The 25,230-nt window shown below is 64.3% G+C and carries 28 protein-coding genes; 11 read left to right on the top strand and 17 right to left on the bottom strand.

Annotated features, from left to right (window positions below):
- The 4 genes from V8J55_RS17175 to V8J55_RS17190 form a co-directional block, all read right to left on the bottom strand.
- Nucleotides 1–531, bottom strand: a complete 531-nt coding sequence (locus tag V8J55_RS17175) for a GNAT family N-acetyltransferase (protein ID WP_336446798.1) — start codon at nt 529–531, stop codon at nt 1–3.
- Entirely contained in the window at nt 524–1,351 is an 828-nt protein-coding gene (fabI, locus tag V8J55_RS17180; RefSeq protein WP_336446799.1) for an enoyl-ACP reductase FabI, read from the bottom strand. The genes V8J55_RS17175 and fabI overlap by 8 nt, the downstream gene beginning before the upstream one ends.
- Nucleotides 1,352–1,625: 274 nt before the next feature.
- Nucleotides 1,626–2,696: a YihY/virulence factor BrkB family protein gene (locus tag V8J55_RS17185; RefSeq protein WP_336446800.1), complete on the bottom strand. Its 1,071-nt coding sequence runs from the start codon at nt 2,694–2,696 to the stop codon at nt 1,626–1,628.
- A gap of 3 nt (nt 2,697–2,699) precedes the next feature.
- Entirely contained in the window at nt 2,700–3,629 is a 930-nt protein-coding gene (locus tag V8J55_RS17190; RefSeq protein ID WP_336446801.1) for a J domain-containing protein, read from the bottom strand.
- Nucleotides 3,630–3,866: 237 nt separating this feature from the next.
- On the opposite strand from V8J55_RS17190, the gene pdxH reads away from it, so the two are divergent.
- Together pdxH and V8J55_RS17200 are read left to right on the top strand one after the other, a co-directional pair.
- Complete coding sequence (gene pdxH, locus V8J55_RS17195; RefSeq protein WP_336446802.1) at nt 3,867–4,445, top strand: pyridoxamine 5'-phosphate oxidase; 579 nt, start codon at nt 3,867–3,869, stop codon at nt 4,443–4,445.
- Entirely contained in the window at nt 4,442–5,263 is an 822-nt protein-coding gene (locus tag V8J55_RS17200) for a PhzF family phenazine biosynthesis protein (RefSeq protein WP_037513196.1), read from the top strand. Before pdxH ends, V8J55_RS17200 begins: the two co-directional genes overlap by 4 nt.
- Here the strand turns inward: V8J55_RS17200 and V8J55_RS17205 are convergent.
- Nucleotides 5,258–6,415 (bottom strand): serine hydrolase domain-containing protein, encoded by a 1,158-nt coding sequence (locus V8J55_RS17205; RefSeq protein WP_336446803.1) that lies wholly within the window; start codon nt 6,413–6,415, stop codon nt 5,258–5,260. The two genes, V8J55_RS17200 and V8J55_RS17205, sit on opposite strands and share 6 nt — an antisense overlap.
- Before the next feature lie 139 nt (nt 6,416–6,554).
- Between V8J55_RS17205 and V8J55_RS17210 the strand changes: the two genes are divergently transcribed.
- A complete protein-coding gene (locus V8J55_RS17210; protein WP_336446804.1) occupies nt 6,555–6,845 on the top strand; it encodes a hypothetical protein in 291 nt (96 codons plus the stop codon).
- Here V8J55_RS17210 and V8J55_RS17215 read toward each other — a convergent pair.
- The 6 genes from V8J55_RS17215 to V8J55_RS17240 form a co-directional block, all read right to left on the bottom strand.
- Nucleotides 6,842–7,087 carry a hypothetical protein gene (locus V8J55_RS17215; protein ID WP_336446805.1) on the bottom strand — a complete coding sequence of 82 codons (246 nt, stop codon included), beginning with the start codon at nt 7,085–7,087 and terminating at the stop codon, nt 6,842–6,844. The two genes, V8J55_RS17210 and V8J55_RS17215, sit on opposite strands and share 4 nt — an antisense overlap.
- Nucleotides 7,088–7,089: 2 nt before the next feature.
- Nucleotides 7,090–7,866 carry an AraC family transcriptional regulator gene (locus V8J55_RS17220; protein WP_336446806.1) on the bottom strand — a complete coding sequence of 259 codons (777 nt, stop codon included), beginning with the start codon at nt 7,864–7,866 and terminating at the stop codon, nt 7,090–7,092.
- A gap of 230 nt (nt 7,867–8,096) precedes the next feature.
- Nucleotides 8,097–9,020 carry an alpha/beta fold hydrolase gene (locus V8J55_RS17225; protein ID WP_336446807.1) on the bottom strand — a complete coding sequence of 308 codons (924 nt, stop codon included), beginning with the start codon at nt 9,018–9,020 and terminating at the stop codon, nt 8,097–8,099.
- A gap of 272 nt (nt 9,021–9,292) precedes the next feature.
- A complete protein-coding gene (locus tag V8J55_RS17230; protein WP_037513181.1) occupies nt 9,293–10,177 on the bottom strand; it encodes a pirin family protein in 885 nt (294 codons plus the stop codon).
- On the bottom strand, nt 10,177–10,545 hold the full coding sequence (locus tag V8J55_RS17235) for a cupin domain-containing protein (protein WP_336446808.1): 369 nt from the start codon (nt 10,543–10,545) through the stop codon (nt 10,177–10,179). Before V8J55_RS17235 ends, V8J55_RS17230 begins: the two co-directional genes overlap by 1 nt.
- A gap of 2 nt (nt 10,546–10,547) precedes the next feature.
- The gene (locus V8J55_RS17240) at nt 10,548–10,826 is read right to left on the bottom strand and encodes a BolA family protein (RefSeq protein ID WP_231732731.1); all 279 of its coding nucleotides are present in this window, start codon (nt 10,824–10,826) and stop codon (nt 10,548–10,550) included.
- Between the two features lie 166 nt (nt 10,827–10,992).
- Here V8J55_RS17240 and V8J55_RS17245 point away from each other — a divergent pair, with 166 nt between their 5' ends.
- The 4 genes from V8J55_RS17245 (at nt 10,993) to V8J55_RS17260 (ending at nt 14,222) form a co-directional block, all read left to right on the top strand.
- Nucleotides 10,993–11,484, top strand: a complete 492-nt coding sequence (locus V8J55_RS17245) for a J domain-containing protein (protein ID WP_336446809.1) — start codon at nt 10,993–10,995, stop codon at nt 11,482–11,484.
- Between the two features lie 11 nt (nt 11,485–11,495).
- Nucleotides 11,496–11,933 carry an ester cyclase gene (locus V8J55_RS17250; protein ID WP_336446810.1) on the top strand — a complete coding sequence of 146 codons (438 nt, stop codon included), beginning with the start codon at nt 11,496–11,498 and terminating at the stop codon, nt 11,931–11,933.
- Nucleotides 11,934–12,036: 103 nt separating this feature from the next.
- Nucleotides 12,037–13,026, top strand: coding sequence for a cobaltochelatase subunit CobS (gene cobS / locus V8J55_RS17255; protein WP_327455162.1), 990 nt, complete (start codon nt 12,037–12,039; stop codon nt 13,024–13,026).
- Nucleotides 13,023–14,222 (top strand): alpha/beta hydrolase, encoded by a 1,200-nt coding sequence (locus V8J55_RS17260; RefSeq protein ID WP_336446811.1) that lies wholly within the window; start codon nt 13,023–13,025, stop codon nt 14,220–14,222. Before cobS ends, V8J55_RS17260 begins: the two co-directional genes overlap by 4 nt.
- Nucleotides 14,223–14,226: 4 nt before the next feature.
- On the opposite strand, the gene V8J55_RS17265 is transcribed toward V8J55_RS17260, so the two are convergent.
- A complete protein-coding gene (locus V8J55_RS17265) occupies nt 14,227–14,358 on the bottom strand; it encodes a hypothetical protein (protein WP_336446812.1) in 132 nt (43 codons plus the stop codon).
- Nucleotides 14,355–15,548, bottom strand: a complete 1,194-nt coding sequence (locus V8J55_RS17270; RefSeq protein WP_336446813.1) for an MFS transporter — start codon at nt 15,546–15,548, stop codon at nt 14,355–14,357. The genes V8J55_RS17265 and V8J55_RS17270 overlap by 4 nt, the downstream gene beginning before the upstream one ends.
- Nucleotides 15,549–15,763: 215 nt before the next feature.
- On the opposite strand from V8J55_RS17270, the gene cobT reads away from it, so the two are divergent.
- Entirely contained in the window at nt 15,764–17,587 is a 1,824-nt protein-coding gene (gene cobT / locus V8J55_RS17275; protein ID WP_336446814.1) for a cobaltochelatase subunit CobT, read from the top strand.
- On the opposite strand, the gene V8J55_RS17280 is transcribed toward cobT, so the two are convergent.
- Entirely contained in the window at nt 17,584–18,471 is an 888-nt protein-coding gene (locus V8J55_RS17280) for a LysR family transcriptional regulator (RefSeq protein ID WP_336446815.1), read from the bottom strand. The genes cobT and V8J55_RS17280 overlap by 4 nt on opposite strands.
- Nucleotides 18,472–18,566: 95 nt before the next feature.
- On the opposite strand from V8J55_RS17280, the gene V8J55_RS17285 reads away from it, so the two are divergent.
- Nucleotides 18,567–19,064: a cupin domain-containing protein gene (locus V8J55_RS17285; protein ID WP_336446816.1), complete on the top strand. Its 498-nt coding sequence runs from the start codon at nt 18,567–18,569 to the stop codon at nt 19,062–19,064.
- Nucleotides 19,065–19,097: 33 nt separating this feature from the next.
- Here the strand turns inward: V8J55_RS17285 and V8J55_RS17290 are convergent, their stop codons facing one another.
- The 3 genes from V8J55_RS17290 to V8J55_RS17300 form a co-directional block, all read right to left on the bottom strand.
- Nucleotides 19,098–19,700 carry a hypothetical protein gene (locus V8J55_RS17290; protein ID WP_336446817.1) on the bottom strand — a complete coding sequence of 201 codons (603 nt, stop codon included), beginning with the start codon at nt 19,698–19,700 and terminating at the stop codon, nt 19,098–19,100.
- Nucleotides 19,701–19,711: 11 nt separating this feature from the next.
- The gene (locus tag V8J55_RS17295; protein WP_336446818.1) at nt 19,712–20,776 is read right to left on the bottom strand and encodes a M48 family metallopeptidase; all 1,065 of its coding nucleotides are present in this window, start codon (nt 20,774–20,776) and stop codon (nt 19,712–19,714) included.
- A 131-nt stretch (nt 20,777–20,907) separates the two neighbouring features.
- The gene (locus tag V8J55_RS17300) at nt 20,908–21,660 is read right to left on the bottom strand and encodes a hypothetical protein (RefSeq protein WP_336446819.1); all 753 of its coding nucleotides are present in this window, start codon (nt 21,658–21,660) and stop codon (nt 20,908–20,910) included.
- Nucleotides 21,661–21,976: 316 nt separating this feature from the next.
- On the opposite strand from V8J55_RS17300, the gene V8J55_RS17305 reads away from it, so the two are divergent.
- Together V8J55_RS17305 and V8J55_RS17310 are read left to right on the top strand one after the other, a co-directional pair.
- On the top strand, nt 21,977–23,623 hold the full coding sequence (locus tag V8J55_RS17305) for an acetolactate synthase large subunit (RefSeq protein WP_336446820.1): 1,647 nt from the start codon (nt 21,977–21,979) through the stop codon (nt 23,621–23,623).
- A 159-nt stretch (nt 23,624–23,782) separates the two neighbouring features.
- Complete coding sequence (locus V8J55_RS17310) at nt 23,783–25,216, top strand: aldehyde dehydrogenase family protein (RefSeq protein ID WP_336446822.1); 1,434 nt, start codon at nt 23,783–23,785, stop codon at nt 25,214–25,216.
- Nucleotides 25,217–25,230: the final 14 nt, after the last annotated feature.

The following is a 25,230-nucleotide window of genomic DNA, read 5'->3' on the forward strand; positions in this document are numbered from 1 at the left end:
CTATCCCATCCGGCCAAATGCGGGAGCATAATCCGCGCGTCCGCCTAGCGGCCAAGCCGCGTCCGAGTCCAGCATCATCGCCATGAAATGCGGCCCCGCAAAGGGCGACGCGAAGCGCGCGGCCAGCTCGGGCGAATAGCCAAAGCGCGGGTAATAGGATTCGTGCCCAAGGACGAAGCTGATCGCGACGCCCTGCTCGCGCAGCGCGTCGAGTCCGGCGCGGATCAGCGCATCGCCGATGCCCTGCCCTTGGCTGCCGGGTACGACCGACACGGGCGCAAGGCCCGCACCCGGAAGCGCGGCGCCGTCGGCCTCGACGTCCATCCGACTGAACAGCACATGCCCGACGATCGCGCCGCCCTGTTCGGCGACGAGCGACACCAGCGTGTCGCCGTCCGCATCGATCATCCGCACCAGTTCGGCCTCGCCCTGATGACCGAAGTCGGTCCCGGCAAAGGCAGCGCGGATAATCGTATCGACCGCATCGGCATCCGCCGCCGTCGCGGCGCGGATGCCGATTTCGTCAGACAAGCGAGATATCCGGGGCGTCTTCCTGCTTCATACCGACGGTGTGGTAACCCGCATCGACATGATGCGTTTCGCCGGTGACGCCCGATGAGAGGTCACTGAGCAGGTAAAGCGCCGAACCGCCGACATCGTCGATCGTGACGTTGCGGCGCAGCGGCGCGTTATGCTCGTTCCATTTGAGGATCAGACGGAAATCGCCGATGCCCGACGCGGCCAGCGTCTTGATCGGGCCGGCCGAAATCGCATTCACGCGCACGCCCTGCGGGCCATAATCGTTCGCGAGATATTTGACGCTGGTTTCGAGCGCCGACTTCGCAACGCCCATGACGTTGTAATGCGGGATCACCTTTTCAGCGCCATAATAGCTCAGCGTCAGCAGCGAGCCGCCGCCGTTGCCCGTTTCGGGGTCGAACGGCGTCATCATCGATGCCGCGCGCTTGGCGACCGCGGTGAAGCTGTAGACGCTGATGTTCATCGTCATCAGGAAGTCGTCGAGCGTCACATCTGCATAAAGACCGCGCAGCGCTTCCTTGTTGGTAAAGCCGATCGCATGGACGACGAAGTCGATCGTCGGCCAGCGCGACGAGAGCGTCGCGAACGCCGCGTCGAGATTGTCCATGTCGGACACGTCGCAATCGATCAGGAAATCGCAGCCGAGTTCGTCGGCGAGCGGCTTCACCCGCTTCAGCATCACGTCGCCCTGGTACGAGATCGCCAGCTCGGCGCCGTGCGCGTGCAGCGCCTTCGCGATACCCCAAGCAAGCGACTTGTCGTTCGCGAGGCCCATGATCAGCCCGCGTTTGCCCTTCATCAGACCCGTCATTTTTCTACTCCAGCCCTAGGCCCTAAATCTGTCCTTTGCGCCTTCGAGGCGCCCAAATGGCGAAGATATCGGAACAAGCGGGCTGCCGCAGGTAGTGGTTCTACCCGCAAAGCCCGCTTGTTCCGAGATCGATGCCATTTGGGCGTCCCTGCGGGATTTGACCGATTTTGTCCATTGTCGCGTCGGCAAGCTTTGGAATATTGATATATACCAGCACCTTGCCTCCTAACACTGAACAAAATCGCTTCAAACCTCGAAGGCGCAAAGGACAGATTTAGGGCCTTTCGGCTTCAATAATCACATCGTCGACGCGCCCAATAGCGTCGTGGCCCAAATCCTCAACCTCTACCAATGCGGCATTGAGTTCGGCGCCCATCACCATACCCAATCCGACGAGGTAGAAGAAGAAGAGCGCGACCATCACACCCGCGAGGCTACCGTAGGTTGCGTCATAGCTGAGCAGGCTGGCGAGCAAGGGAGGCAGCGCGAGCGTGACGCCGATCCACCACAGCGTCGTGAACAGCGCGCCCGGCCATTTGGGGAATTGTTTGCGCCGGTATTTCGACGGCGTAAGGCTATAAAAGAGCATGTAAATTGCAAGGAACAGGCCGAAGCCCGACACGCCGCGCGAGATCGCGACGACGCCGACCGACTGATATTGTTCGGGCAGCACGCGCGTCACGAACTGTTCGATCCCCACGATCAGCACCTGCATGCTGAACGACAGCAGCATCAGCACGACCGCGCCGGTGATGATGCCGATCGACAGCAGGCGATAGTGGAAAAAGCCCTTGGAAAAATGCGTGCCATAGGCGCGGCGGAGGATGTCGCGCACCGTTTCGATCAGGCTGCCGACGGTCCACAGCGCGACGAGCGCGCCGAGCCAGAGGAAAATGCCGGTACGCGCGGTCATCACTTCGCGGATCGGGCCCGACAGCGCCTTGGCGACCGTCGGCGGCATCGTCGAGAAAACCGCCTCGATCGCCGCTTCGCCGCCGACGCTGCCGCCAAAGATCGACAAGGCGGCGGCGAGCAGGATGAAGAAGGGGAAGAGCGCGATCAGCGCCAGATAAGCGAGGTTGCCCGCATGGATGAAGCCGTCGGTATAGGTGCCCACGACGACACGGCGCGCGATGCGATAGGCGCGTGTGCCCGGCCCTAATTGCTCGCGGCTGCGGTCGATGATCCCCTGCGCTCGCGCGCGCAGCTTGATGCGCTTGGCGCGTTCGGCACGCGCCTCGGGCGAATGCGGCGAATGGCCCTCGGCCAGAAATTCCTTGCCGACCTCGTCGGCGACCTCGCGCTCGAGCGCGGCGACGATCTTTTTCTCGCTGGCGTCAGCCACGCATCACACGCCGAGCTCCGCCCGCACGTCGCGCGGATCGGTCCATTCGGTGAGCAGCTTGATCAGCGCCGCATCGTCGGCGGGCAGGTCGACCATCAGCCGCACGAGCTGGTCGCCGCGGCCACCGCTTTTCTGGCTGAAGCCCTTGCCCTTGAGGCGCATCACCTTGCCCGACGACGAGCCCGCGGGGATCGACAGCATCACCGGGCCGTCGACGGTCGGCACCTTGATCTTCGCGCCCTTGACCGCCTCGTTCAGCGTCACCGGCAGGTCGAGGCGGATGTTCGCGCCCTCGCGTTCGTAAAAGGGATGATCCTTGACCGTGATCGTCACGATGCCGTCGCCGGTGCCGCCCGGCCCCGCCTGCCCCTTGCCGGCGAGCCGCATCTGCGTGCCGGTTTCGACCCCGGCGGGCAGTTTCAGGTCGATCGTCGCGCCGTCGGCGAGCGCGATGCGCTGCGGCGCCTGCGTCGCGGCATCGATGAAGCTGACCGACAGGCGATAGGCGACGTTGGCGCCCTTTTGCGGCGGTGCGCTGCGTCCGCCGAAACCCCCGAACGGCCCGCCACCCGAACCGCCGCCGCGGCCGAACAGCCCTTCGAAAATATCGCCGAAATCGGAACTCTCGTTGCCGAAGCCGCTGAAACCGCCGGGACCGGTGCGCTGATCGCCGCGGAAGCCGCCGCCGCCATAACCGAACGGCATCGCGGGGTTGCCCTCGCCGTCGATCTCGCCGCGGTCGAACTGCGCGCGCTTCGTCTTGTCCGACAAGATGTCATACGCCTTGGTGACGTCGGAGAATTTTTCCGACGCCTTCGGGTTGTCCTTGTTCTTGTCGGGGTGCAATTCCTTGGCGAGCTTGCGGTACGCGGACTTGATTTCCGCTTCGCTTGCACTCTTCGCAACGCCCAGGGTGGAATAGGGATCGGCCATATTTGCTCCTGTAGCCCGATAAGTGACTGGGCGTGAAGCCCGATTGCGCGTCGATGTGGTAATGTCCCGCACAAGGTCAAGTTCCCTCCCAACCCGCCGTCATCCCGGCGAAGGCCGGGATCTCACCGGCGCGTCAGAAGGCGGGGTCGAGATCCCGGCCTTCGCCGGGATGACGATTAATAGAGGGGCGGCGCGTTTTGCTCGACCACCACCTCGCGGCGCATTATGACCGCGCGGATGAGCGACGATCCCTTTGCCCTGTTCGACAGCTGGTTCGCCGAAGCGCGGACCAGCGAACCCAATGACGCCAATGCGATGGCGCTCGCGACGACGACGCCCGACGGGCGTCCGTCGCTGCGCATGGTCTTGCTCAAGGGGCATGGGCCGGACGGCTTTGTCTTCTATACCAATCTCGACAGCCGCAAAGGCGGCGAGCTGGCGGCGAACCCGCATGTCGCGCTGCTTTTTCACTGGAAATCGCTGCGCCGGCAGATTCGCATCGAAGGCGCGGTGACGCCCGTCGACGACAGCGTCGCCGACGCCTATTTCGCGACGCGCAGCCGCGACAGCCAGCTTGGCGCCTGGGCGAGTGACCAGTCGCGCCCGCTGGACAGCCGCGAGACGTTCGAGGCGCGCTTCGAAGAAATGCAGGCGCGGTTCGAGGGACAGGACGTGCCGCGCCCGCCGCGCTGGTCGGGCTGGCGCGTTAATCCTTCGGCGATCGAGTTCTGGCAGGATCGCGCCCACCGGCTGCACGAGCGCACCGCCTTCACCCGCACCGGCACCGGCTGGTCCACAGGATTGCTTTATCCATGAGCGCACCCCGCCGCCTGCCGATCACCCAGGTCGATGCCTTTGCCGACCGCCCCTTTACGGGCAATCCCGCCGCGGTGATGCCGCTCGAGGAATGGCTCGACGACGCGACGCTGCAGGCGATCGCGGCCGAGAATAATCTCGCCGAAACCGCCTTTCTGGTGCCCGACGAAAGCGACGAAGCCGATTATGAGCTGCGCTGGTTCACCCCGGGAGTAGAAGTTGCTTTGTGCGGCCACGCGACGCTCGCGAGCGGGCACGTCCTGCTCACCGCAGCGCAGTGGCGGAGCGACATGACGTTCCGCACGCGCAAGGCCGGCATCCTGCGCGTCGCGCGAAACGGCGAGGACGACGGTTACAAAATGGCGCTGCCCGCCTATACGCCGGCGCCGAAGGCGATGCCCGACATCGTCCGCGCGCTCGGCGGCGATCCGGTCGAAACGATGTGGCACGATGGCGGCTATGCGCTGATCGCTTACCGCGACGCGGCGAGTGTCCGCGCGCTGACCCCCGACCTGCGCGCGCTGAAAGAGGGCGGCGACATCCTCTATATCGCAACCGCGCCGGGCGCCGGCGATCCGTCGGGCGCCGACGTCGTCAGCCGCGCCTTCGCGCCCGGCGCCGGGATCGACGAGGACCCGGTGACGGGGTCGGCGCACAGCGTCCTCACCCCCTATTGGACAGTGCGGCTGGGACGCGACAGCTTCGCGGCCTATCAGGCGAGCGCACGCGGCGGGCATGTCGGCTGCCGCCTCGACGGCGACATGGTCGAACTGACCGGAACCTGCGTCACGACGCTGGTCGGGGATTTCCTGCTATAACGCTGCGGTGAGGTCGGCGAGATGCCGGCGCAGTGCGGGGAACTGATCGTCGCTGGTGACGCCGAGCCGGACGATCGTCAGCCGCTGCGACGGCGAGACGATGATATATTGCCCCTGATGCCCGATGCAGGCGAACAGGTCGTTCGGGCCGCGGTCGGGCCATAGCGCCGGGGCGACACCCGCCGGACGCCGGCGGTTGAGCCAGATATGTCCGCCATAGCCCGCGTCGTTCGCCGAGGGGGTCAGCATGAAGCGCATCCAGGTTTCGGGGAGCAAGCGCTGGCCGTTTACGACGCCATGGTTGCGCAGGAATTCACCGAACTTCGCATAGTCGCGCGCGGTCGCGTGCATGATCGACCCGCCAATCATCGTGCCCTTCGCATCATATTCGGGGGTCAGGCTGGTCATGCCGAGCGGTTCGACGAGCCGCCCGCCGATGAAGTCGCGCATCGCATCGCGCCGTGCGTCGGGGTTTTGCGACGGGGTCAGCGTGTCGGCGAGGATGTCCGACAGGATGACGCTGGTCGCCGAGCTGTAGTTGAACACCTCATCGGGCTGCGCCGCCGCGGGCTTGGCCTCGGCGAAGCCCGCCATGTCGCCCGCCCCGCCGCCGAAGAGCATCGCAACGGTATCGCCCTGCCACACCGGATCGCCATTTTCGACATGCTCGAGTCCCGAGGACATGTGGAGCAGGCTCCGCAGCGTGATCGCGCCGCGCGGATCGCCGCTGCGCTGCCACGCCTCCACCGGCGCCGGCCCGTCGAGCGACAATTGCCCGTCGGCGACGAGAAAGCCGGTGAGCACCGCGGTGATGCTTTTCGCCATCGACCAGCTGATCAGCTTCGATTCGGGGCCGAAGCCCGCGGCATAGCGTTCATAGATCGGCTCGCCGTCGCGCAGCACGAGCAGCGCGCGCGTCTGCCCAACATCGTCGGCATCGGCGAACAGCGCGTCGGCGCGCGCGCGGATCGCGGCGGGCAGCGCGGGCAGCGGCCGCGGCGTCTCGACAGCGGCGACGCCATCGAGCGACGCGCCGAATTTCGGCGCGGGCGATGCGGGTGCCATATTGCCCTGCCCCGCCGCCTGCGCCAGCGACCAGACGCCGAGCACCCCGAGGGCGGCACTTGCCAGCAGCCGTTTTTTCGTGATCATGGCTTTGGTGAATAACATTAATCCGACCGGGCCGACAACGGGCGAGACGCCGGCCCCTGTACCAGCCTCTGGGCCGCCGCCCGCTAATCCCCCGCATCCTGCGAAAAAACCGAGCCGCTCGGGCGGTTGCCTGCCCTGGGTGATCGGGCTTGCGGTGCTGCTCGCGATCTTCGCGATCTGGAAATTCCCGTCGTTCAAGGCGCAGGCCGAGCTGGGTTCGGCCTATGCCGCGCGCGTCGGCTGTTCGTGCCGCTATGTGCAGGGACGCAGCCTCGAAAGTTGCCAGAGCGATTTCGAACCCGGCATGGAGATGGTATCGCTGAGCGAAGACCCCGCGACCCGAACGGTAACGGGAAGCGTGCCGCTACTCGCCTCGCGCAGCGCGCGCTATGCGGGGGCCAGCGGCTGTTTGCTGCGGCCCGACAACTAACGCCGGAAGCGGCGCACCAATAGCGCCAGCGCCGCGGGCATGCCGAAGACGACCAGCGCGATCCCCGCCTCCTCGGCCCAGCCGTAACCGGCATGGAGCACGCCGACGAGCAGATTGCCGATCGCGACAAGCAACCACAGGATGAGGAACAGCCGCGTCGCCCACGCCGCATCCCGGATCGTCAGGCGCAGCAGGATCAGCAGGACGAGCCCGGCCAGCAGCATGATGGTCGTGTGCGACATCGCTATTCCTCCCCTTCATCCGGCAGAATATCCGACCGATGTCTGCGGCGCCACTCGCCCGGCGACATGCCGATCTTGCGGCGAAAGATCGCGCACAGATGCGCGTGGCTCGAAAAGCCGGTCGCGAAGGCGATCTCGGCGATCGTCAGCGGGCGGTTCATCAGGAACCAGCAGGCGTGGCGCAGCCGCTGGTGCAGCACATATTGTGCCGGGGTGCGGCCAGTCGCGCGCGCGAAATGGACGATCAGGCTGTTCACCGACATCCCCGCCGCGGCCGCCATGTCCTCGACCGTCAGCGACACTTCGAGCTGGGTCTGGATGAAGGCCATCAGATCGTTGATGCGCTGGGCGATGGCGGGCGATTCGGGACGCCCGGCCATGGACTGAAGCGTCTTGGCGAGGATCGTGACGAGCGGATCGGCGGCGGCGGCATCGTTCGCGAGCAAGGCCCGGACAAGCGCGGCCAGCGCAAGGTCGTGATGCGCCGCGAGCGCACGTGTATCGGGGGCGATTGTCAACCGCGCGGCGGGAATCTCGACCTCGATCGTACGAACCGCGCCGCCCTTTGCCGTGCCGCGATATGTCTGACCGGCGGGTATCAACCACATTTCGCCGGGCAACGGATCGCCAAGCGACGTCCGCTGATCGTCCAGCCATGTTTCGAGCCAATGATAGCTTCCCGCCTCGTACAGGATCAGCACATGGACATCGCGTTCGATCGTCCAGTTCGATGGGCCATCGATCCGGTCAACGATCGAGGCGACCCTGAGTCCACCCACTTCCATCGCATGAATATGGCAAGAATGGGAAAATGTGAAAGCCTGCCATATTACGCAATAATATGGTTAAATCGCCCTACCCAAAGTCCTCGGCCCTAGTCGCAGCCGAGATAAAAGAGGCGTGGGCCAGGCTAATACGCGTGCCCCAGACACGCATGAACAGACCCCCCCGACGGCGGGCGGCGCAATCGCCGCCCGCCACTTTTTCCTGAACGAAACGATGGTCTTGTTTATTTTAGGGCGAGGAATTCATCCATCGCCCGATTGACTGCATCGGGCGCCTCCCACGGCACGAAGTGGCCGCAGTCGGGCACCTGAACGATCGTCACATCGGGGACGAGCTCCTCCATCCCGTCAAGATTACATGGCGGCAACGCGACATCGTCGAGCGCCCAGATCACCAGCGTCGGGATGGTGAGTTTCGGGAAGGGTATCGCGGGCGGCTCGGCATAGGGTTCGTCCATCGCGGGCACGTTGATCGTCGAGCCGCGATACCAGTTGATCATCCCGCGGCAGGCGTCGCGATCCTCCCAGTCCTTCAGCAATCGGCCGATCTCGTCGGCGGGCTGCAACCCGCCGCTCGGCACGCGCCCGGCAAAAGCATGGGCGAGGATGCCCGCGATGCCATGTTCCTCGATGATCGTGTCGCTCGCGGGGTCGCGAAAGGTGCGGATATATTGGCTCGCCGCGCGCTGATCTTCGTTGGTCGCGAGCAGACGCTGGAAAATAGCGGGATGCGGTGCGTTGGCGATCACCGCACGGGTGACCCGCCCCGCCCACGCCGGATGGAGCCCGCCCGGCTGGCCGCCGAGCGCGACGCCCCACGCGATCGCCCCGCCCCAATCATGGCCGACGATCGTGAATTCACCGACGTCCAGCGCGTCGGCGAGCGCGAAGATATCGGCGATCAGCTTGTCGGGGGTATAGGATTCGGCGTCCTGCGGTTTCGACGAGCCGCGATAGCCGCGCTGGTCGGGCGCGATGCAGCGAAAGCGGCCCGCGAAATGCGGCAGCTGATGACGCCAGGTGCGGTGCGATTCGGGAAAGCCGTGGAGAAAGATGAGGACGGGCGCGTCGCGCGGCCCCATGTCGACGACGTCGAGCTCGACGCCGGTCGAAAGCTCCACGCGCTGTTGTTCGAAATCGCCGATCATCGACATCGCTCCTTTGGTTTCTTTTCGAAACCAATCTGGCGAGGATTGTTGCGGCTGGCAAGCTGCAACAAATGGTGGGACCGTCGGGCGAAGGAGACAGGGAAGCCCGGCATGTCCGCTATGGGGTGGAAAGCGGACGCCGCCCCTTACTCGTCATCCCCGCGAAAGCGGGGACCCAGAGCGTCCGTCGGCTGGCCCATCCCTGGGTTCCCGCTTTCGCGGGAATGACGAAGCATTAGAAGCGGGACGGCGCCTTCCGGTCGAAACCTGACCTAAGGATAGCTCACCGTCTTCGGCACTTCGGGAATCGGGATGAACTCCTCGCTGTCGCCGGGGACGAGCGGGAATTTGCGGTCCTTCCAGTCGTGCTTCGCCTGGTTGATGCGGTCGCGGCTGGAGCTTACGAAATTCCAGAAGACATGGCGCGGCGTCTTGAACGCCTCGCCGCCGAGCAGCATCACGCGCGCGTCACTTGTCGCGCGCAGCGTCATCGCCTGTCCGGGCTTGAGGATATAGAGGCTATAACGGTCGAGCGCTTCGCCATCGAGGCTCGCGTCGCCGAGCGCGACCAGTACCGCGCGCTCGTCGGCCTCGGCATCGATCGGGATCGTCGCGCCGGCGTTCATCAAGATGTCGGCATAGATCGTCGCGGCATGCTGGGTGATCGGTGAGGTCGCGCCCCACAGGCTGCCCATGATGACGCGCGCCGACACGCCATTGTCCTCGATCAGCGGCAGGTCGTCCTTTGCGACATGCTCGAACGCCGCATCGATCTCTTCCTTGCCGTCGGGCAAAGCGAGCCAGGTCTGCATTCCCGAAATCGCCGATCCGGTCGCGCGTTCGGGCGCAGGGGTGCGCTCCGAGTGGACGATGCCGCGGCCCGCGGTCATCAGGTTGCACGCGCCGGGGCGGATCGTCGCGAAGGTGCCGAGGCTGTCGCGATGGTCGATCGCGCCCTCGAACAGGTAAGTGACCGTCGCGAGGTTGATGTGCGGGTGCGGGCGCACGTCCATACCGCGGCCGATGTCGAAATGCGCCGGGCCGAACTGGTCGACGAAAATGAAGGGACCGACCATCGTCCGCGCCTTGTTCGGCAGCGTGCGGCGCACTTCAAAGGCGCCGAGGTCATGGGTCGAGGGGGTGATGATGTCGAACATCAATCGAGCCTTTCCAATGTTTTGAGCGTCTTTTCGGTTTCGACATTGCCGGTGTTGAGGGTCGTACCGGGTTCGAGCAGGACGACATGGCATTCGCCGTCCAGCGCCTCGGGACAATGTTCGACGCCGTGCGGGACGATGATGAACTCGCCGGGCTCGACGATCACGTCGCGGTCGCGAAACGCCATCTTCATCCGGCCGGCGACGACGAGGAACAATTCATCCTCGACCTCATGGTGATGCCAGTCGAACTTGCCGTCGAGCTTGACCAGCTTGACCTGAAAATCATTGATGTCGCCCGCGACGCGCGGGTTCCACGCGTCGGGAATTTTCGCGAAGGCGTCCGCTAGGTTCACCTTGTCCGGCATCATCATTCTCCCGGCGCGGTCGCCTTGATCGCGAGCGCGTGGACGCGCTGTCCCGGCAGGTCACCGAGCGCCTTGTTCACGGCGCGCTGGCGCGCGACGCGGTTCTGCCCGGCAAAGCCCGCCCATTCGATGCTCAGGCTGAAATGCGACTCACCGCTGCCGTCGTCGCCCATATGGCCGTGGTGGCTGGCACTGTCGTTGCTCAGGATGAAATTGGCGTCGGGAAAGGCTGCGCTGAGCAGACTTTCCATCTCTTGCTGTACGGGGCCTTTGCTGCTCATGGGGTTGACCATAAGCGCTTCGTCGCCAAATTATAAGACCTCCAACGCCTCTCGAAAGTCTGTTGTGCCTTCTTCTGCACGCCCTTCCCGTTTTCATGGCCGCGTCCCCCGCGAAGAGGCCTGCGCCGCGCCCGGATGCCGCGAACCCGGCGAGTTTCGCGCGCCGATGGCATGGACGCGCTCGCCCGACGGCCCGCCGCAATATCGCTGGCTGTGCCTCGACCATGTGCGCGAATTCAACGCGGGCTATAATTTCTTCGACGGCATGACCGCCGACCAGATCATGGAGGCGCAATCGCCGACCGCGGGCTGGGAGACCGAAAGCCGCACCTTCCGCCCCGCGGGCAGCGCCGACCTGCCGCCGCGCTGGGCCGATTTCAGGGACCCGATCGACGCGCTCGGCGCGCGCTTTCGCCAGCGGATGGACGAGGCGCGGCGCGAGGCGGCGAATCCCGGCCTGTCGCGCGAGGAGCATGCGGCGATGCAGTTGCTCGCGCTGCCCGCCGATGCCGACCGCGCGGCGCTGCGGCGGCGCTACAGCGAGCTGGTCCGCAAATATCATCCCGACCGCAATGGCGGCGATCGCAGTTTCGAAGCACGGCTGGGTGAGGTAGTCCGGGCGTATCAATTGCTGAGGAAGACCAAGGCTTTCGCATAGGGAGACGCACAATGACCGACCTCGACGAAGCACGGATCGAAGTGGTGCGCCGCCATATGGCGCTCGAGATCACGCACGATTGGGACGGCGTACTCGCGACCTTCGACCATCCGCGTTACGAATTGATGGGCCCCGGCACGATCTTCGACGGCGAAGCGGCGGTGCGATCCTATTTCGCGACGTCGCGCGAGCCCTTTCCCGATCAGGCGAACGAGGTCATCGCGATCGCCGCCGACGAAGGCACGAACACGGTGCTCGTCGAATTCTGGCTGACGGGCACGCATCTCGGTCCGCTGAAGCTCGGCCTGCGCACGATCGAGCCGACGGGCAAGGCGTTCCGTATCCGTATGGCGGCAAGCTTCGAATTCGCACCCGGCGGCGACAAGATCGTCTGCGAACGTCCCTATTACGACCAGTCGGCGGTGATGAAGGCGCTCGGCCTACTCTAGAATATCGCCACGAAAGGCGTTGCAAGCCGCAACCCATGGCGATACCGCGACGACGAAGCGCCGCCGCGCGGCGACTCTCCCCGTTTGCTTGCTGGACTTTGCCATGACCGATATCCCGAACAGCCTTCCCGATCACCACGGCTCGACGCTGCTTGCGGCGCCCGATACCGAGGTTGATGCGCGCGAGGTCTTCGGGGTCGATATCGACATGAAGGTGCCGGCATTCAGCGAAGCCGACGAGCGCGTCCCCGACCTCGATCCCGCCTATGTCTTCGACGGCGACACGACGCTCGCGATCCTCGCGGGCTTCAAATATAACCGCCGCGTGATGGTGCAGGGCTATCATGGCACCGGCAAGTCGACGCATATCGAACAGGTTGCGGCGCGGCTGAAATGGCCGTGCATCCGCGTCAACCTCGACGCGCATATCAGCCGTATCGATCTCGTCGGCCGCGATGCGATCGTGCTGCGCGACGGCCAACAGGTCACCGAATTCCGCGAAGGCCTGCTCCCCTGGGCGCTGCAGACGCCGACCGCGCTCGTCTTCGACGAATATGACGCCGGCCGTCCCGACGTGATGTTCGTGATCCAGCGCGTGCTCGAAACCGAGGGCAAGCTGACCCTGCTCGACCAGAATCGCGTGATCCGCCCGAACCCGCATTTTCGCCTCTTCTCGACCGCGAATACCGTCGGGCTCGGCGACACGAGCGGACTGTATCACGGGACGCAACAGATCAACCAGGGCCAGATGGACCGCTGGAACATCGTCGTCACGCTGAACTATCTGCCCGCGGCGACCGAAAGCGCGATCATCCTCGCCAAGGTGCCCGACACCGACGAGACGACCGTCGCGAATATGGTGAAGGTCGCCGACCTGACACGTCAGGGCTTCATCAACGGCGACATTTCGACCGTGATGTCGCCGCGCACGGTGATCAGCTGGGCGCAGAATACCGCGATCTTCAACAATATCGGCTTCGCCTTCCGTCTCTCCTTCCTCAACAAATGCGACGAGGCCGAACGGATGATCGTCGCCGAATATTATCAGCGCGTGTTCGGCGAGGATCTGCCCGAAAGCGTCGTCGGCAAGTGACGTCGGTGCGCCACCTGGCGGTGGCGTCCTGCGCCGCACTCGCGCTGTCGGGGTGCAGCATCGCGGCGGTCGACTATGGCAAGGTCCGGCATGCCGACTATGTCGCCGACCCGCGCTGCACCGCGCAGCCGGGCGCGGTGGTCGATGGCGAGGCCTTGCCCTATTTCTTCGCGACGAGCCGCTTGCCCGACTGCCGCACCCCCGATATCGAGCTGCTCCGCCACCGCGGCGACCATATGCGCTACGGCCGCTTCAACGCCCCGCGCGAGGTCGAGGTCGGCAAGAAGAAAAAGCTGCTCGCGCCGATCGCCTTCCAGACCTCGGCCGACTGGTGGCGCGCGCTGCAGGCCGAAACCGACCGCAAGCAGGGCCGCGTGCTGCTCTATGTTCACGGTTACCGCGAGAATTTCCCGACGACGTCGAAGGACGCGACGCAGATCGCGCGCATGACGGGCTTCGACGGCCCGATCATCGAATACAGCTGGCCGTCGCAGGGCAAGGTCCTGAGCTATGTCGTCGACGAGACGAACATGTACCACGACGTCCGCAATTTCCGGGACTTCCTGAAGTCGCTGGCCGAACAATCGTGGGTCAAGGAGATCGTGGTCGTCTCGCATTCGCTTGGCGCGCGGCTCGTCGTCCCCGCGATCTCTTATGTCGATCGCACGTCGAGCAGCGCGGACAGCAGCAATATCTCGAACGTCATCCTCGCCTCGCCCGACATCGACCGCGAGACGTTCGAGCGCGATATCGAGGAAGAGGTGCTGTCGGCACGGCGCGTCGCCAACAATCGCCGGATCACCGTCTATACGTCGCGCGCCGACAAGGCGCTTGCCGCGTCGCGCGCGATCCACGGCTATCCGCGGCTCGGCTCGCCCTATTGCTTCAACCCGTTCGAGGCGGCCGAGCTGAAGGCCAAGGGGCTGCCCGAGCGCTGCTATCCCGTGTCGCGCGCAGGCCTGACCGTGATCGACACCACCGACGTCTCACGCGGGTCGACGGGGCATAGCAATTTCCTGCGCAGCGCGGTCGTGTGCCGCGATTTCATCGACGTCGTCGCGAACAAGCGCACGCGGCCCGAGCGCGTCGCGACGATATGGGCGCATGTGTTCCGGCTGCTCCCCGACCCCGCGTTGCCGAAAGACGGCGACGACGCGATCTGTCACCGCACGCCCGAGGTCGAAGAGCCGCAGTAAGCGGCTAGAAGCCGCACATGATCGCGAAATTGGCGAGCCAGACGACCGGTCCCTCGCCGGTCCACAGCCACAGCCCGCCCGCCGCGATCAGGACGAAGAGCGCAAGCGCGATCCAGTCCTGCCGCGCGAGCTTCATGCCGGCTCCAGCCGTTTGACCGGCGCGTCGGCGATCGGCAGGTGGACGAGCCCGGCGAACAGCCCGAGCGCGATCGAGAAGCCCCACGCGATATTATAGCTGCCGGTGGCGTCGAAGATCAGCCCCGCCATCCACGCGCCGAAAAAGCTGCCGAGCTGGTGACTCAGAAACACGATGCCATAGAGCATCGAGAGGTAGCGGATGCCGAAGATGCGCCCGACGATGCCGCTGGTAAGCGGCACCGTGCCGAGCCACAGGAAGCCCATCGCGCCCGCAAAGACGAGCGCGCTCGCATGACTCAGGGGCAGGAAGAGGAAGAGCGCGATCACCGCCGAGCGCGCGGTATAGAGCGCCGACAGCACATATTTCTGGCGCATCAGGTCGCCCGCGCGGCCGAACACGTACGAACCGAGGATGTTGAACAACCCGACGAGTGCGAGCACCTGCGCACCGATCTCGATGCCGAGCCCCTTGTCGTCGAGATAGGCGGGCAGATGCGTCGCGATGAAGGCGATGTGGAAACCACAGACGAAGAAACCCGCATTGAGCAGCCAATAGCCGCGGTGAACGGCGGCCTCGCGCAGCGCTTCGCGCGCGGTCTGCTCCTCGGCCCGCAGCGTCCCGGGCGTGTCGGTACGACCCGCAACGCCGATTGCGAGCAGGCCGCACAGCGCGACGAGCCCCGCCATGATCCACAAAGTCTGGTGATAGCCGATGTCACCGAGCAGCATCGATGCCAGCGGCACGACGAGGAACTGGCCGAGCGAGCCGCCCGCGGTGACGATACCGAACGCGCTGCTGCGCTTTTCGGGGCTGACGACGCGGCCGACCGCGCCGAGCACGACGACGAAGGTCGTCGCCGACTGCGCCATGCCGATCAGCAGGCCGAAGCTGATGTGGAGCCCAATCGCGTCGGTCGCGAACGCCGCGCCGATCAGCCCGAGTGCATAGAGCAGCGCCCCGCCGAGCACGACGCGCCCCGCGCCATGCTTGTCGGCGAGCGCGCCGACGAAGGGCTGAACGAGACCGAAGAGCAGGTTCTGGAGCGCCATCGCGAGCCCGAAGTCGGATCGGCTGATCCCGATATCGACGCTCATCTGCGGCAGGAACAGGCCGAACGACTGGCGCACGCCCATCGCGAGCGTGACGATGAACGCCGCGCAGGCGATGACGACCCACGGGCGTTTCATGGGGGAGAGTGCGGGGGAGGACATAGGCCGCGGATGCTCCCCCGGCCGAGCGAGGTCAAGCGAGCATAGCTATGGCCGCGTTCATTCCCTCTTCGTCACCCCGGACTTGATCCGGGGTCCAAGGCTTCACCGGCGGAATGGACCCCGGATCAAGTCCGGGGTGACGATGAAAGGGATTTCCTTCGACACCCAAAGCTGGTTAGAGCCGACTCGAAATGTCCGCCCAATCTCCCCTCGACGATTTCAAGGCCGCGCTGTCGAGCGTCGCGCGCGCGGTGACGCGCGATGCCGAGGTCGAGGTCGGTTTCACCGCCGACGCACCCGCGCAGATCGGCAAGGCGATCAAGGTCCCGACGCCGTCGCGCACGCTGCCCGCCGATCAGGTCGCCGAGGCGCGGGGTTTTGCGGACAGCTATGCGCTGCGCATGAAGCACCATAGCGAGAAGCTGCACGCCGCGGCGCGCCCCGCCGATCCGATCGCCGCCGCCGCGTTCGATGCGATGGAGCGCGCGCGGATCGAAGCGCTCGGCGCGCGCCATATGAACGGCATGCGCAGCAACCTGTCGGCCAGCCTCGCGATGCGGATGCGCAGCGACCCGATCAGCCGCGCGCAAGGGCGCGAGGATGTGCCGATGTCGAGCGCGCTCGAGCTGATGCTGCGCGAGGCGCTGACCGGCGAGCAGGCGCCGCAGGGAACCGAGACCGGCCTGTCGCTGGTGCGCGAATGGATCACCAACGAGGCGGGCGGCGACCTCACCGCCTTGTCGATGCTGCTCGACGACCAGGCCGCCTTTGCCGAAACCGCGAAGCTCGCGCTCCGCCACCTCGACCTGATCCAGAGCGACGAGCCGCTCGAGGAAGGCGCCGAGGACGGCGGCGAGCAGGACGAAAGCGAAGCCGAGGAAAGCCAGGAAGAGCAGGAAAGCGAAGACGGCGGTGCCGGTGAAAGCCAAGTCGATGCGCGCGCCGAAATGGCGGGCGATCAGGCCGACGACGGCGACAGCGACCCAGACGCGCAAGAAATGGAAGCCGACGGCGAGCCCGAAATGGGCGGCGAAGGCGACGAGGGCATGTTGCCCGTGCGCCCCAACCGCCTGCCGAGCGACATCCCCGATTTCAACTATCTACGCTTCACCGAAAAGCATGACGAGATCATCCTCGCGACCGAGCTCTGCGACGCCGACGAACTGACGCGGCTGCGCGCCTATCTCGACCAGCAGATGACGCATCTGCAGGGCGCGGTGACCAAGCTTGCGAACCGCCTCCAGCGCCGCCTGATGGCGCAGCAGAACCGCGCGTGGGATTTCGACCAGGAGGAAGGCCAGCTCGACGCCGCGCGCCTCGCGCGCGTCATCGTCTCGCCCGGCCAGTCGCTGAGCTACAAGATCGAGCGCGATACCGACTTCCGCGACACGGTGGTGACCTTGCTGATCGACAATAGCGGATCGATGCGCGGGCGGCCGATCAGCATCGCCGCGATCAGCGCCGACATCCTCGCGCGCACGCTCGAACGCTGCGGTGTGAAGACCGAAATCCTCGGCTTCACGACGCGGACCTGGAAGGGCGGGCAGAGTCGCGAGGATTGGCTCGCCGCCGGACGCCCCGCGCATCCCGGCCGCCTCAATGATTTGCGCCACATCATCTACAAGCCCGCCGACGAGCCCTATCGCCGCGCGCGCAAGTCGCTCGGGCTGATGATGCGCGAAGGGCTGCTCAAAGAGAATATCGACGGCGAGGCGCTGACATGGGCGCACAGCCGCATCATTGGCCGCCCCGAAGAACGCAAGATATTGATGGTGATTTCGGACGGCGCGCCGGTCGACGACAGCACCTTGTCGGTGAACCACGGCGCCTATCTCGACCAGCATCTGCGCCAGGTGATCGACTGGATCGAGAACCGCTCGCCGGTCGAGCTCTGCGCGATCGGCATCGGGCACGATGTGACGCGCTATTACAGCCGCGCGGTGACGATCATGGACGCCGAGCAGCTGGGCGGCACGATGGTCGAACAGCTCGCGGGCCTGTTCGACATCGACTAGCTCGCTGCCCCGCCGGGGCCGGCGATATGACGCGTCAGGGCATCGGCCAGATGGTCAAAGACATGGTCGAAGCGACTTAGCGAACGCAGGTCGGGGTGCATGAGCAGCCACATCTCGACCTCGGGCGCGAAATCGGTGGGAAGCAGGCGCTCCAGCCCGCCCGACAGCGGCGCGTGGCAGACCCCGATCCCGCACCCCGCCCGAATCGCCGCGAGTTGCGCCATGTCGCTGTCGGACCGCAGCGCGAAGTCGTCGCGCGCGATGCGCTTCCCCGCGACGCGAAAAATATCGGTGTAAGCGAACGGGCGGTCGAACCCGATCAGCCGGTGCCCTCGCAGGTCTTCGGCCCGCTCCACCGCCCGCCGGCCGCGCATATAGGCGGGGTGCGCATAGAGGCCGAGCTCGAAGCCGCCGATCCGCGTCGCGACCAGCGCGTCCTGTCGCGGCGGTGCCATGCGCACCGCAATATCGGCGGCCCGGCGCATCACATCTTCGTCGCTGTTCGACACCGCGAGCTCGATGACGAGCCCCGGCCACCGGTCCATCATGGCGCGCACGATCGGCGGCAGAATCTCGGCCGCGGTCACTTCGCTTGCGGCGATCCGGATGCTTCCCTCCATGGCATCGCGGGCGCCCGACGCCGCCCGGGTCAGTGCCCCGGCGGCATCGGCCAGCGCCCGCGCATGCGGCATCAGCGCGAGCGCGGCGTCGGTCGGGGACAGCCCGTCGGGGGTGCGGAGGAAAAGGCTCTGGCCGAGCGCCGCTTCGAGCGTCCTGATATGACGGCCCATCGTCGGCTGGCTGATCCGCAACCGCCGGCCGGCGGCGGACAGCGACCCCGCCTCCATCACCGCGAGAAAGCTTCGGTAAAGCGACCAATCCACATCTCTGATCATTCATATATGAATGGCAGATATGGCGATTTATGCAATATCGTTGGCACCGGGGGCCGCCTAGGGCGAGCCATCAGGAGAAAATCATGCCCCCGAAATCGATCAATATCTTCACCCATGCGTGCGCCCCGCTTCCCGAACCGATCCGCGCGACCGGCCCCGCGGCCGAACGCTATGCCGTCGACGTCGCCATGGCGGGGGCGCTGCTCGGAATGGAGCGGCTCGGCTGCAACATCTTCGTTGTGCCGCCCGGCAAACGCGCCTTCCCCTTTCACAACCATCATGCGACCGAAGAGCTTTTCGTGATCCTCGAAGGCACCGGGTCGTTCCGGCAAGGGAAGGATTCCGTCCCGGTCGGGCCGGGAGACATGCTGGCCTGCCCCGCTGGCGGGGCCGACAGCGCGCACCAGATCGTCAACGACGGAACGCAGCCGCTGCGCTATCTGGCAATAAGCACCCGCCCCGAGCTCGACGTCATCGAATATCCCGACAGCGGCAAGACCCGGGTCATTGCCGGCGGCACGGGCTTCGACCTGCTGGTCGGCCGCGATGCCGCGACGCCGGGCTATTGGGACGGCGAATAGCGGTGAGGTTGTTCGACGTGGATTGAACGAGTGTCAGCTTATCTTGGCGGTTGCGACCAAAGCCCGATAATCTTCGATATTTCTGTCGAAGAAGTGAAGCTTGGGTGCATCGAAGGTCATCATGAAAAGCTTGCCATTTCGAAGCGCGGCTATTGCTTCACCCCGGCGCGTCAATTCGTCAGGGGTTACATATTCATATGTAAACTGGATTGCTGGCTCATTTAGGAACTTGGTCGGCTTCGAAGTTCCTACAGAAAAAACCGCGATGCCAAAATAGGCACGATAGGTTCCTTCGAGAAGCTCGGGGACGTCCGTCAGTAGACTATTCGATCGCAGCTTGGGCAATGGATCGTGTTTTTTGCTGCGTTCGCGCAACAACGGTTCGCCGGGAGCAATATCGGAATAGAAAGAAATATCATTGAGCCGCTCGCCATCCAGCGTCCACGTCTCGGCCTTTTTCCCCGGCCTCGCCGAAAGCTTGTTCCAGTCTCGGGGCGGCGTGATCGACAGCGTCGACTTCGCAACGGCCACGGTCTCGCCGCTCTTTATCAGATCATTTGCCGACAACACGGCAGGGGCGGTCAGGGCCGTGGCCGCTGAGATAAACAGCACGGGCTTCAACAATGATTTGAGCATTCCAAATTCTTTCATTGGGGTGCAACGAGCGAGCGGATCATGTCCGCATCGGGTGCACCGGGTTTGAGTTCCAGATAGCGGGAGAGCGAAGGGATCGCTTCGGCCTTTCGATCCATGCGCATCAGTGACAGTCCCATCCCGCGATAGGCGACGGGCAGATCGGCATTAAGTGCCAGCGCCTGACGATAGAAATCGACCGCATTGGGAAGGTCGCGCGGATTGGCCCGCAACCGATAGAGTTCGCCGCGCGCAAGCAGGAGCGGCGCCGTCCACTGTTCCGAGCCAAGGCGGGTAATCAGATATTCGGTCCCGGTGAAATCGTTGAGCTTGATCTGATCTTCGAGAAATTGATCGAGCCAGGGCGCCAGGGCCGCCTGATAGGCATTTCGCCCTTCATATTCGCCGCCCGGAACGCGGTTGGCCAAGGTGGAAAGATAATCTGCTCGCTCGAGGTTCGTGGGGTGTGACGCGAAAAAAGGCGTGCCGTCGTATCGCTTGCTCCGGGCCGCACGCCCGGTCAAAGTCGCGTCGGTCTCGTTCATCGCCGAACGCCAGACTTCCGCCGCCGCCGACGGCCGATATTGCGCGGCTGCCATATAGCCGAAACCCCGGAGATCCGCTTCTCTCTCTTGATCGCGATTGAACCGGGCGAGTGCCCCGTAAACCGAAACACGAAAATCGCCGTATGAGTGCCCGGCGCCGCTCCCATAGGTTACGGCGAGACTCCCGAGTACGGCTGTCCATGCCATGAGATCACTCGACGAGCGCCGGCGTCGAAAATCTTCGAGCGAATGCCGGAGTTCGAAATGGGCGAATTCATGACCAAGAATTGACGCAAGCTCGGCCTCGTTCCGCATACGCAGCAGCAAACCCGAGTAAATGCGCATCGTGCCGTTCGGGCTCATGCTCGCATTGAAGGCGGGCACACGCAGGATGTAGATGCGCACACCCTTACAGCGATCGTCGCCGACCGCGCGGCACAGGACCGACCGGACATAGCTGTTGAGCGCTTCGTCGCGGATGAGCACGCGCGAGTCCCGGGTGAGGCGTTCGCTTTCGTCGTCGACCATCCACATACCGCGCTCGTCGACGTTCTGCGGCTGGTAGGCGCCCGCATAGGGCGGCAGTCCGAAATCGCTTTCGGGGTTTGCGGCGGCAAGCGTCGACATGGCCGCGGCGGCGATTGCGAGCCGCATTGTCCGCCGCGTCATGCGACGGGCTCCGCTCCCACCGCGCTACCCGGAAATTCCTCAAGCAACTGGCGAATTCGCTTGTCGGCGCCTTCGGCTGTCCGAACGTCGCCGCCCATCTTTCCGTCGGCGTTCAGCCACAGCAATTCACCGGTCTTCAGATCGACTAGACCTGCATAGCCGCTGTGAACGCCCGACGAGACCCCGACGCCGCCGAGCATCGCAAAAGCCTGCAGAACTTTGCGGCCCGTGGATCCATATTGATCCTCGGTATAAATGAACAAACCATAGTCCGCATCGCTCGCGCCAGGAAGATTCGCGACTTGCGGGCCAAGCGTCCATTCGAACACGTCGTTCCGGTTATCGCGCTTTTTAGTGGGCAGCCGGTTTCCGACGAAAAACTGATAATTGATTACGGAATCCGATACGGCCGCAAAAAGCGCCATATGCTCGGCGATCAGCAAAGCTTGCTCGCCAACCGGATCGGGCGCTTCGATAACGCGGTTGCCAAGGCGATCCTGCAACTGCTTCAATGAAACGCCCATATGCTCACGGCTTTGCGCGGTCCAATCGGCGTTGGGTTCGAACATCCCGCCGGTCGATTGCGCTCCCACGCGAATTGTCGGCCGGAACAACAGGATGGTCTTGCCGCTCTTCGGCGGCAAAGTGAAACCTTGGCGAACGGCGGTGCGTTCTTGCGCCGTCGCCAAACCGGGTCCGGCGGACAAAAGCAACAATAGTGCCGCCGCAATAGTGCGCAAAAATTTCATGGCAATTCCCCCCTCGAGAGAGCAGGAAGCCCAATCGATGAAACGCGTCAAGCGGTTTTCCGGCATCGATACTATTTTTGCAATTGGCTACTTTTCGAAACCGCTCCGATTGCAAACGGCGGCCATTTTCGCGCTTGTGGGGCTTGAGGTCGCGTAGGGTGACAATGGCTTTTGCCCTCGTTACAACCGCTTCCCGGTGCAGCAGGGACTCGCGGCCTGACGACGAGAGCCACTGTATCAACATATGTGCTGAGGGGTCGCCGGCATGACTTGGGGCCGCATCGTCTTGGTGCGTGGCTGAGGGGGCGACTGACACATGAAAAAAGCATCCGACCTGTTCATCGAATGCCTGGAAGAAGAAGGCGTCGAATATATTTTCGGCGTTCCGGGCGAAGAGAATCTCGATTTCCTCGACAGCCTGTCGCGATCTAAGAAGATCAAGCTGATCCTGACCCGGCACGAACAGGGCGCGGGCTTCATGGCCGCAACTTACGGCCGTCATACCGGCAAGACCGGCGTCTGCCTCGCGACATTGGGGCCGGGCGCGACGAACTTCGTCACCGCCGCCGCTTATGCCCAGCTCGGCGGCATGCCGATGATGATGATCACCGGGCAAAAGCCGATCAAGAAATCGAAGCAGGGCCGCTTCCAGATCCTCGACGTCGTCGCGATGATGGGGCCAATCACCAAATATACGCACCAGATGGCGTCGTCGGACAATATCCCGAGCCGCGTGCGCGAAGCCTTTCGCCTTGCCGAAGAGGAAAAGCCCGGCGCGGTGCATATCGAATTGCCCGAGGATATCGCCGACGAGCATACCGACAGCCTGCCATTGAAGCGCAGCCACTCGCGGCGCCCGAACGCCGATGTGAAATCGATCCGCGAGGCGGTGAAGGCGCTCGAAAAGGCGACCTCGCCCGTGCTGGTCATCGGCGCCGGCGCGAACCGCACGATGACCGGCCGCATGTTGCTGCAATTCATCGAAAAGACCGGCATCCCCTTCCTGACCACACAGCTCGGCAAGGGCGTGATCGACGAGCGGCATCCGAAATTCCTCGGCTGCGCCGCGCTGTCATCGGGCGATTTCGTCCACCGTGCGGTCGAGGCGTCGGACTGCATCGTCAACCTCGGCCACGATGTGATCGAAAAGCCGCCCTTCTTCATGCAGCGCGGCGGCCCGACCGTCATCCATGTGTCGAGCAAGACCGCCGAGGTCGATCCGGTCTATTTCCCGAACATCGAGGTGATCGGCGATATCGCCAATGCGGTGTGGCAGATGAAGGAGGACATCGTCCCCAACGGCGGATGGAAATTCGATCATCTGCTCGCCTATCGCAAGGCCGAGGTCGACCATACGACGCCGCTGGCGAAGGACGAGCGCTTCCCGATCTTTCCGCCGCATCTGGTGCAGTCGATCCGCGACGCGATGCCCGACGACGGGATCATCTGCCTCGACAATGGCGTGTATAAGATCTGGTTCGCGCGGGGTTACACCGCGTGCAAGCCGAACACCGTGCTGCTCGACAATGCGCTCGCGACGATGGGCGCCGGCCTGCCGTCGGCGATGATGTCGGCGATGGTCTATCCGGGGCGCAAGGTCATGGCGATCTGCGGCGACGGCGGCTTTATGATGAACAGCCAGGAGATGGAGACCGCGGTGCGCCTGGGGCTCAACATCACCGTTCTGATATTGAACGACAACAGCTATGGCATGATCCGCTGGAAACAGGCGAACATGGGCTTCAAGGATTGGGGGCTGACCTATGGCAACCCCGATTTCGTCAAATATGCCGAAAGCTATGGCGCGCATGGGCACCGGGTCGAGAGCGCGGCGCATTTGAAGGAACTGCTCGCGCATACGCTGAGCACGCCCGGTGTGCATTTGATCGATTGTCCGGTCGACTATTCGGAGAATGACCAGATTTTGAACAACGACATCAAGAGGTTGTCGAAGGAATTGTAAAACCAGCTCCCCTCCCGCATGCGGGAGGGGCAGCGAGACTTGCGAGCTCGCTCGCTAGTCGCAGCGGGGTGGGCTACTTCACCGCCGCTGGCCCACCCGCGTTCAGAGTCACGTGCCTCTGAACGCCCCCTCCCGCCAGCGGGAGGATGGAGAAGCTGAATGAAACTCAAGACCGTCTACCCGCTCTACCTCAACAACAAGGCGGTGCAGCCGAACACCGACCTCGAGGTGATCGACAAGTTCACCGGCGAGGTCGCGTTCCGCACCGCGCTTGCGACCCCCGACATCATCGACGAGGCGATCGCCGGCGCGGTGCGCGCCGCCGAGCCGATGGCGCGGCTGGCGAGTTTCGAGAAACGCGATGTGCTGACGCATTGCGTCGGGCGGTTCCAGGAGCGCTTCGACGAATTGGCCTATGCGCTGTGCGTCGAGGCGGGGAAGCCGATCGCCGACAGCGAGGGCGAGGTCACGCGCCTGATCGACACCTTCCGCATCGCCGCCGAGGAAGCGACGCGCAATTATGGCGAGGTCCAGCCGCTCGACATTTCGGCGCGCGCCAAGGGCTATATGGGGATGTGGAAGCGGGTGCCGATCGGGCCGTGCAGTTTCATCTCGCCGTTCAACTTCCCGCTCAACCTCGCCGCGCACAAGATCGCGCCGGCGATCGCCATCGGCTGCCCGTTCGTGATGAAGCCCGCGTCGCTGACGCCGCTTGGCGCGATCATCATGGGCGAGGTCCTCGCCGAGTGCGACATATTGCCCGAGGGCGCGTTCAGCATCCTACCCGCGACGCGCTCCGGCGCCGACCTGTTCACCACCGATGAGCGGCTGAAATTGCTCAGCTTCACGGGCTCGCCGGGTGTCGGCTGGGATTTGAAGGCAAAGGCGGGCAAGAAGAAGGTCGTGCTCGAACTTGGCGGCAATGCGGCGGTGATCGTCGACAAGGACGCCGACCTCGACCATGCGCTCGCACGGATCATCTTCGGTGGATATTATCAGTCGGGGCAAAGCTGCATCCATGTGCAGCGCGTGATCATTCACGAGGATATCTACGACAGATTCCGCGACATGCTCAGCGCGAAGGTCAAGACGCTGAAATCGGGCGATCCGAAACTGCGCGATACCTTCATCGGCCCGATGATCTCGGTGAAGGAAGCGCAGCGGTTGAAAGGCTGGATCGACGATGCGGTCGCCGCGGGCGCGACGCTGCTCGCGGGCGGCGGGTGCGAGGGCAATATGCTGGAGGCCGCACTGCTCGAAAATGTGCCGACCGATACCGACGTCGTGCGCGAGGAAGCCTTTGGTCCCGTCGTCATCCTGTCGAAATTCACCGACTGGGAAGCCGCGCTCGCCGAGGTGAACGACAGCAAGTTCGGGCTGCAGGCCGGGCTGTTCACGCGCGACATCCACAAGGTGCTCGATGCGTGGGATCATCTCGACGTCGGCGGCATCGTCGTCAACGACGTATCCTCCTACCGCGTCGACAATATGCCCTATGGCGGGGTGAAGGACAGCGGATTGGGGCGCGAGGGTGTGCGCTTTGCCATGGAAGATATGAGCGAAATCAGGAATTTGGTGATCCGACGAACCTGATTGGATCATGGCTA

This window comes from Sphingopyxis sp. CCNWLW2 (assembly GCF_037095755.1).
GTDB lineage: Bacteria > Pseudomonadota > Alphaproteobacteria > Sphingomonadales > Sphingomonadaceae > Sphingopyxis.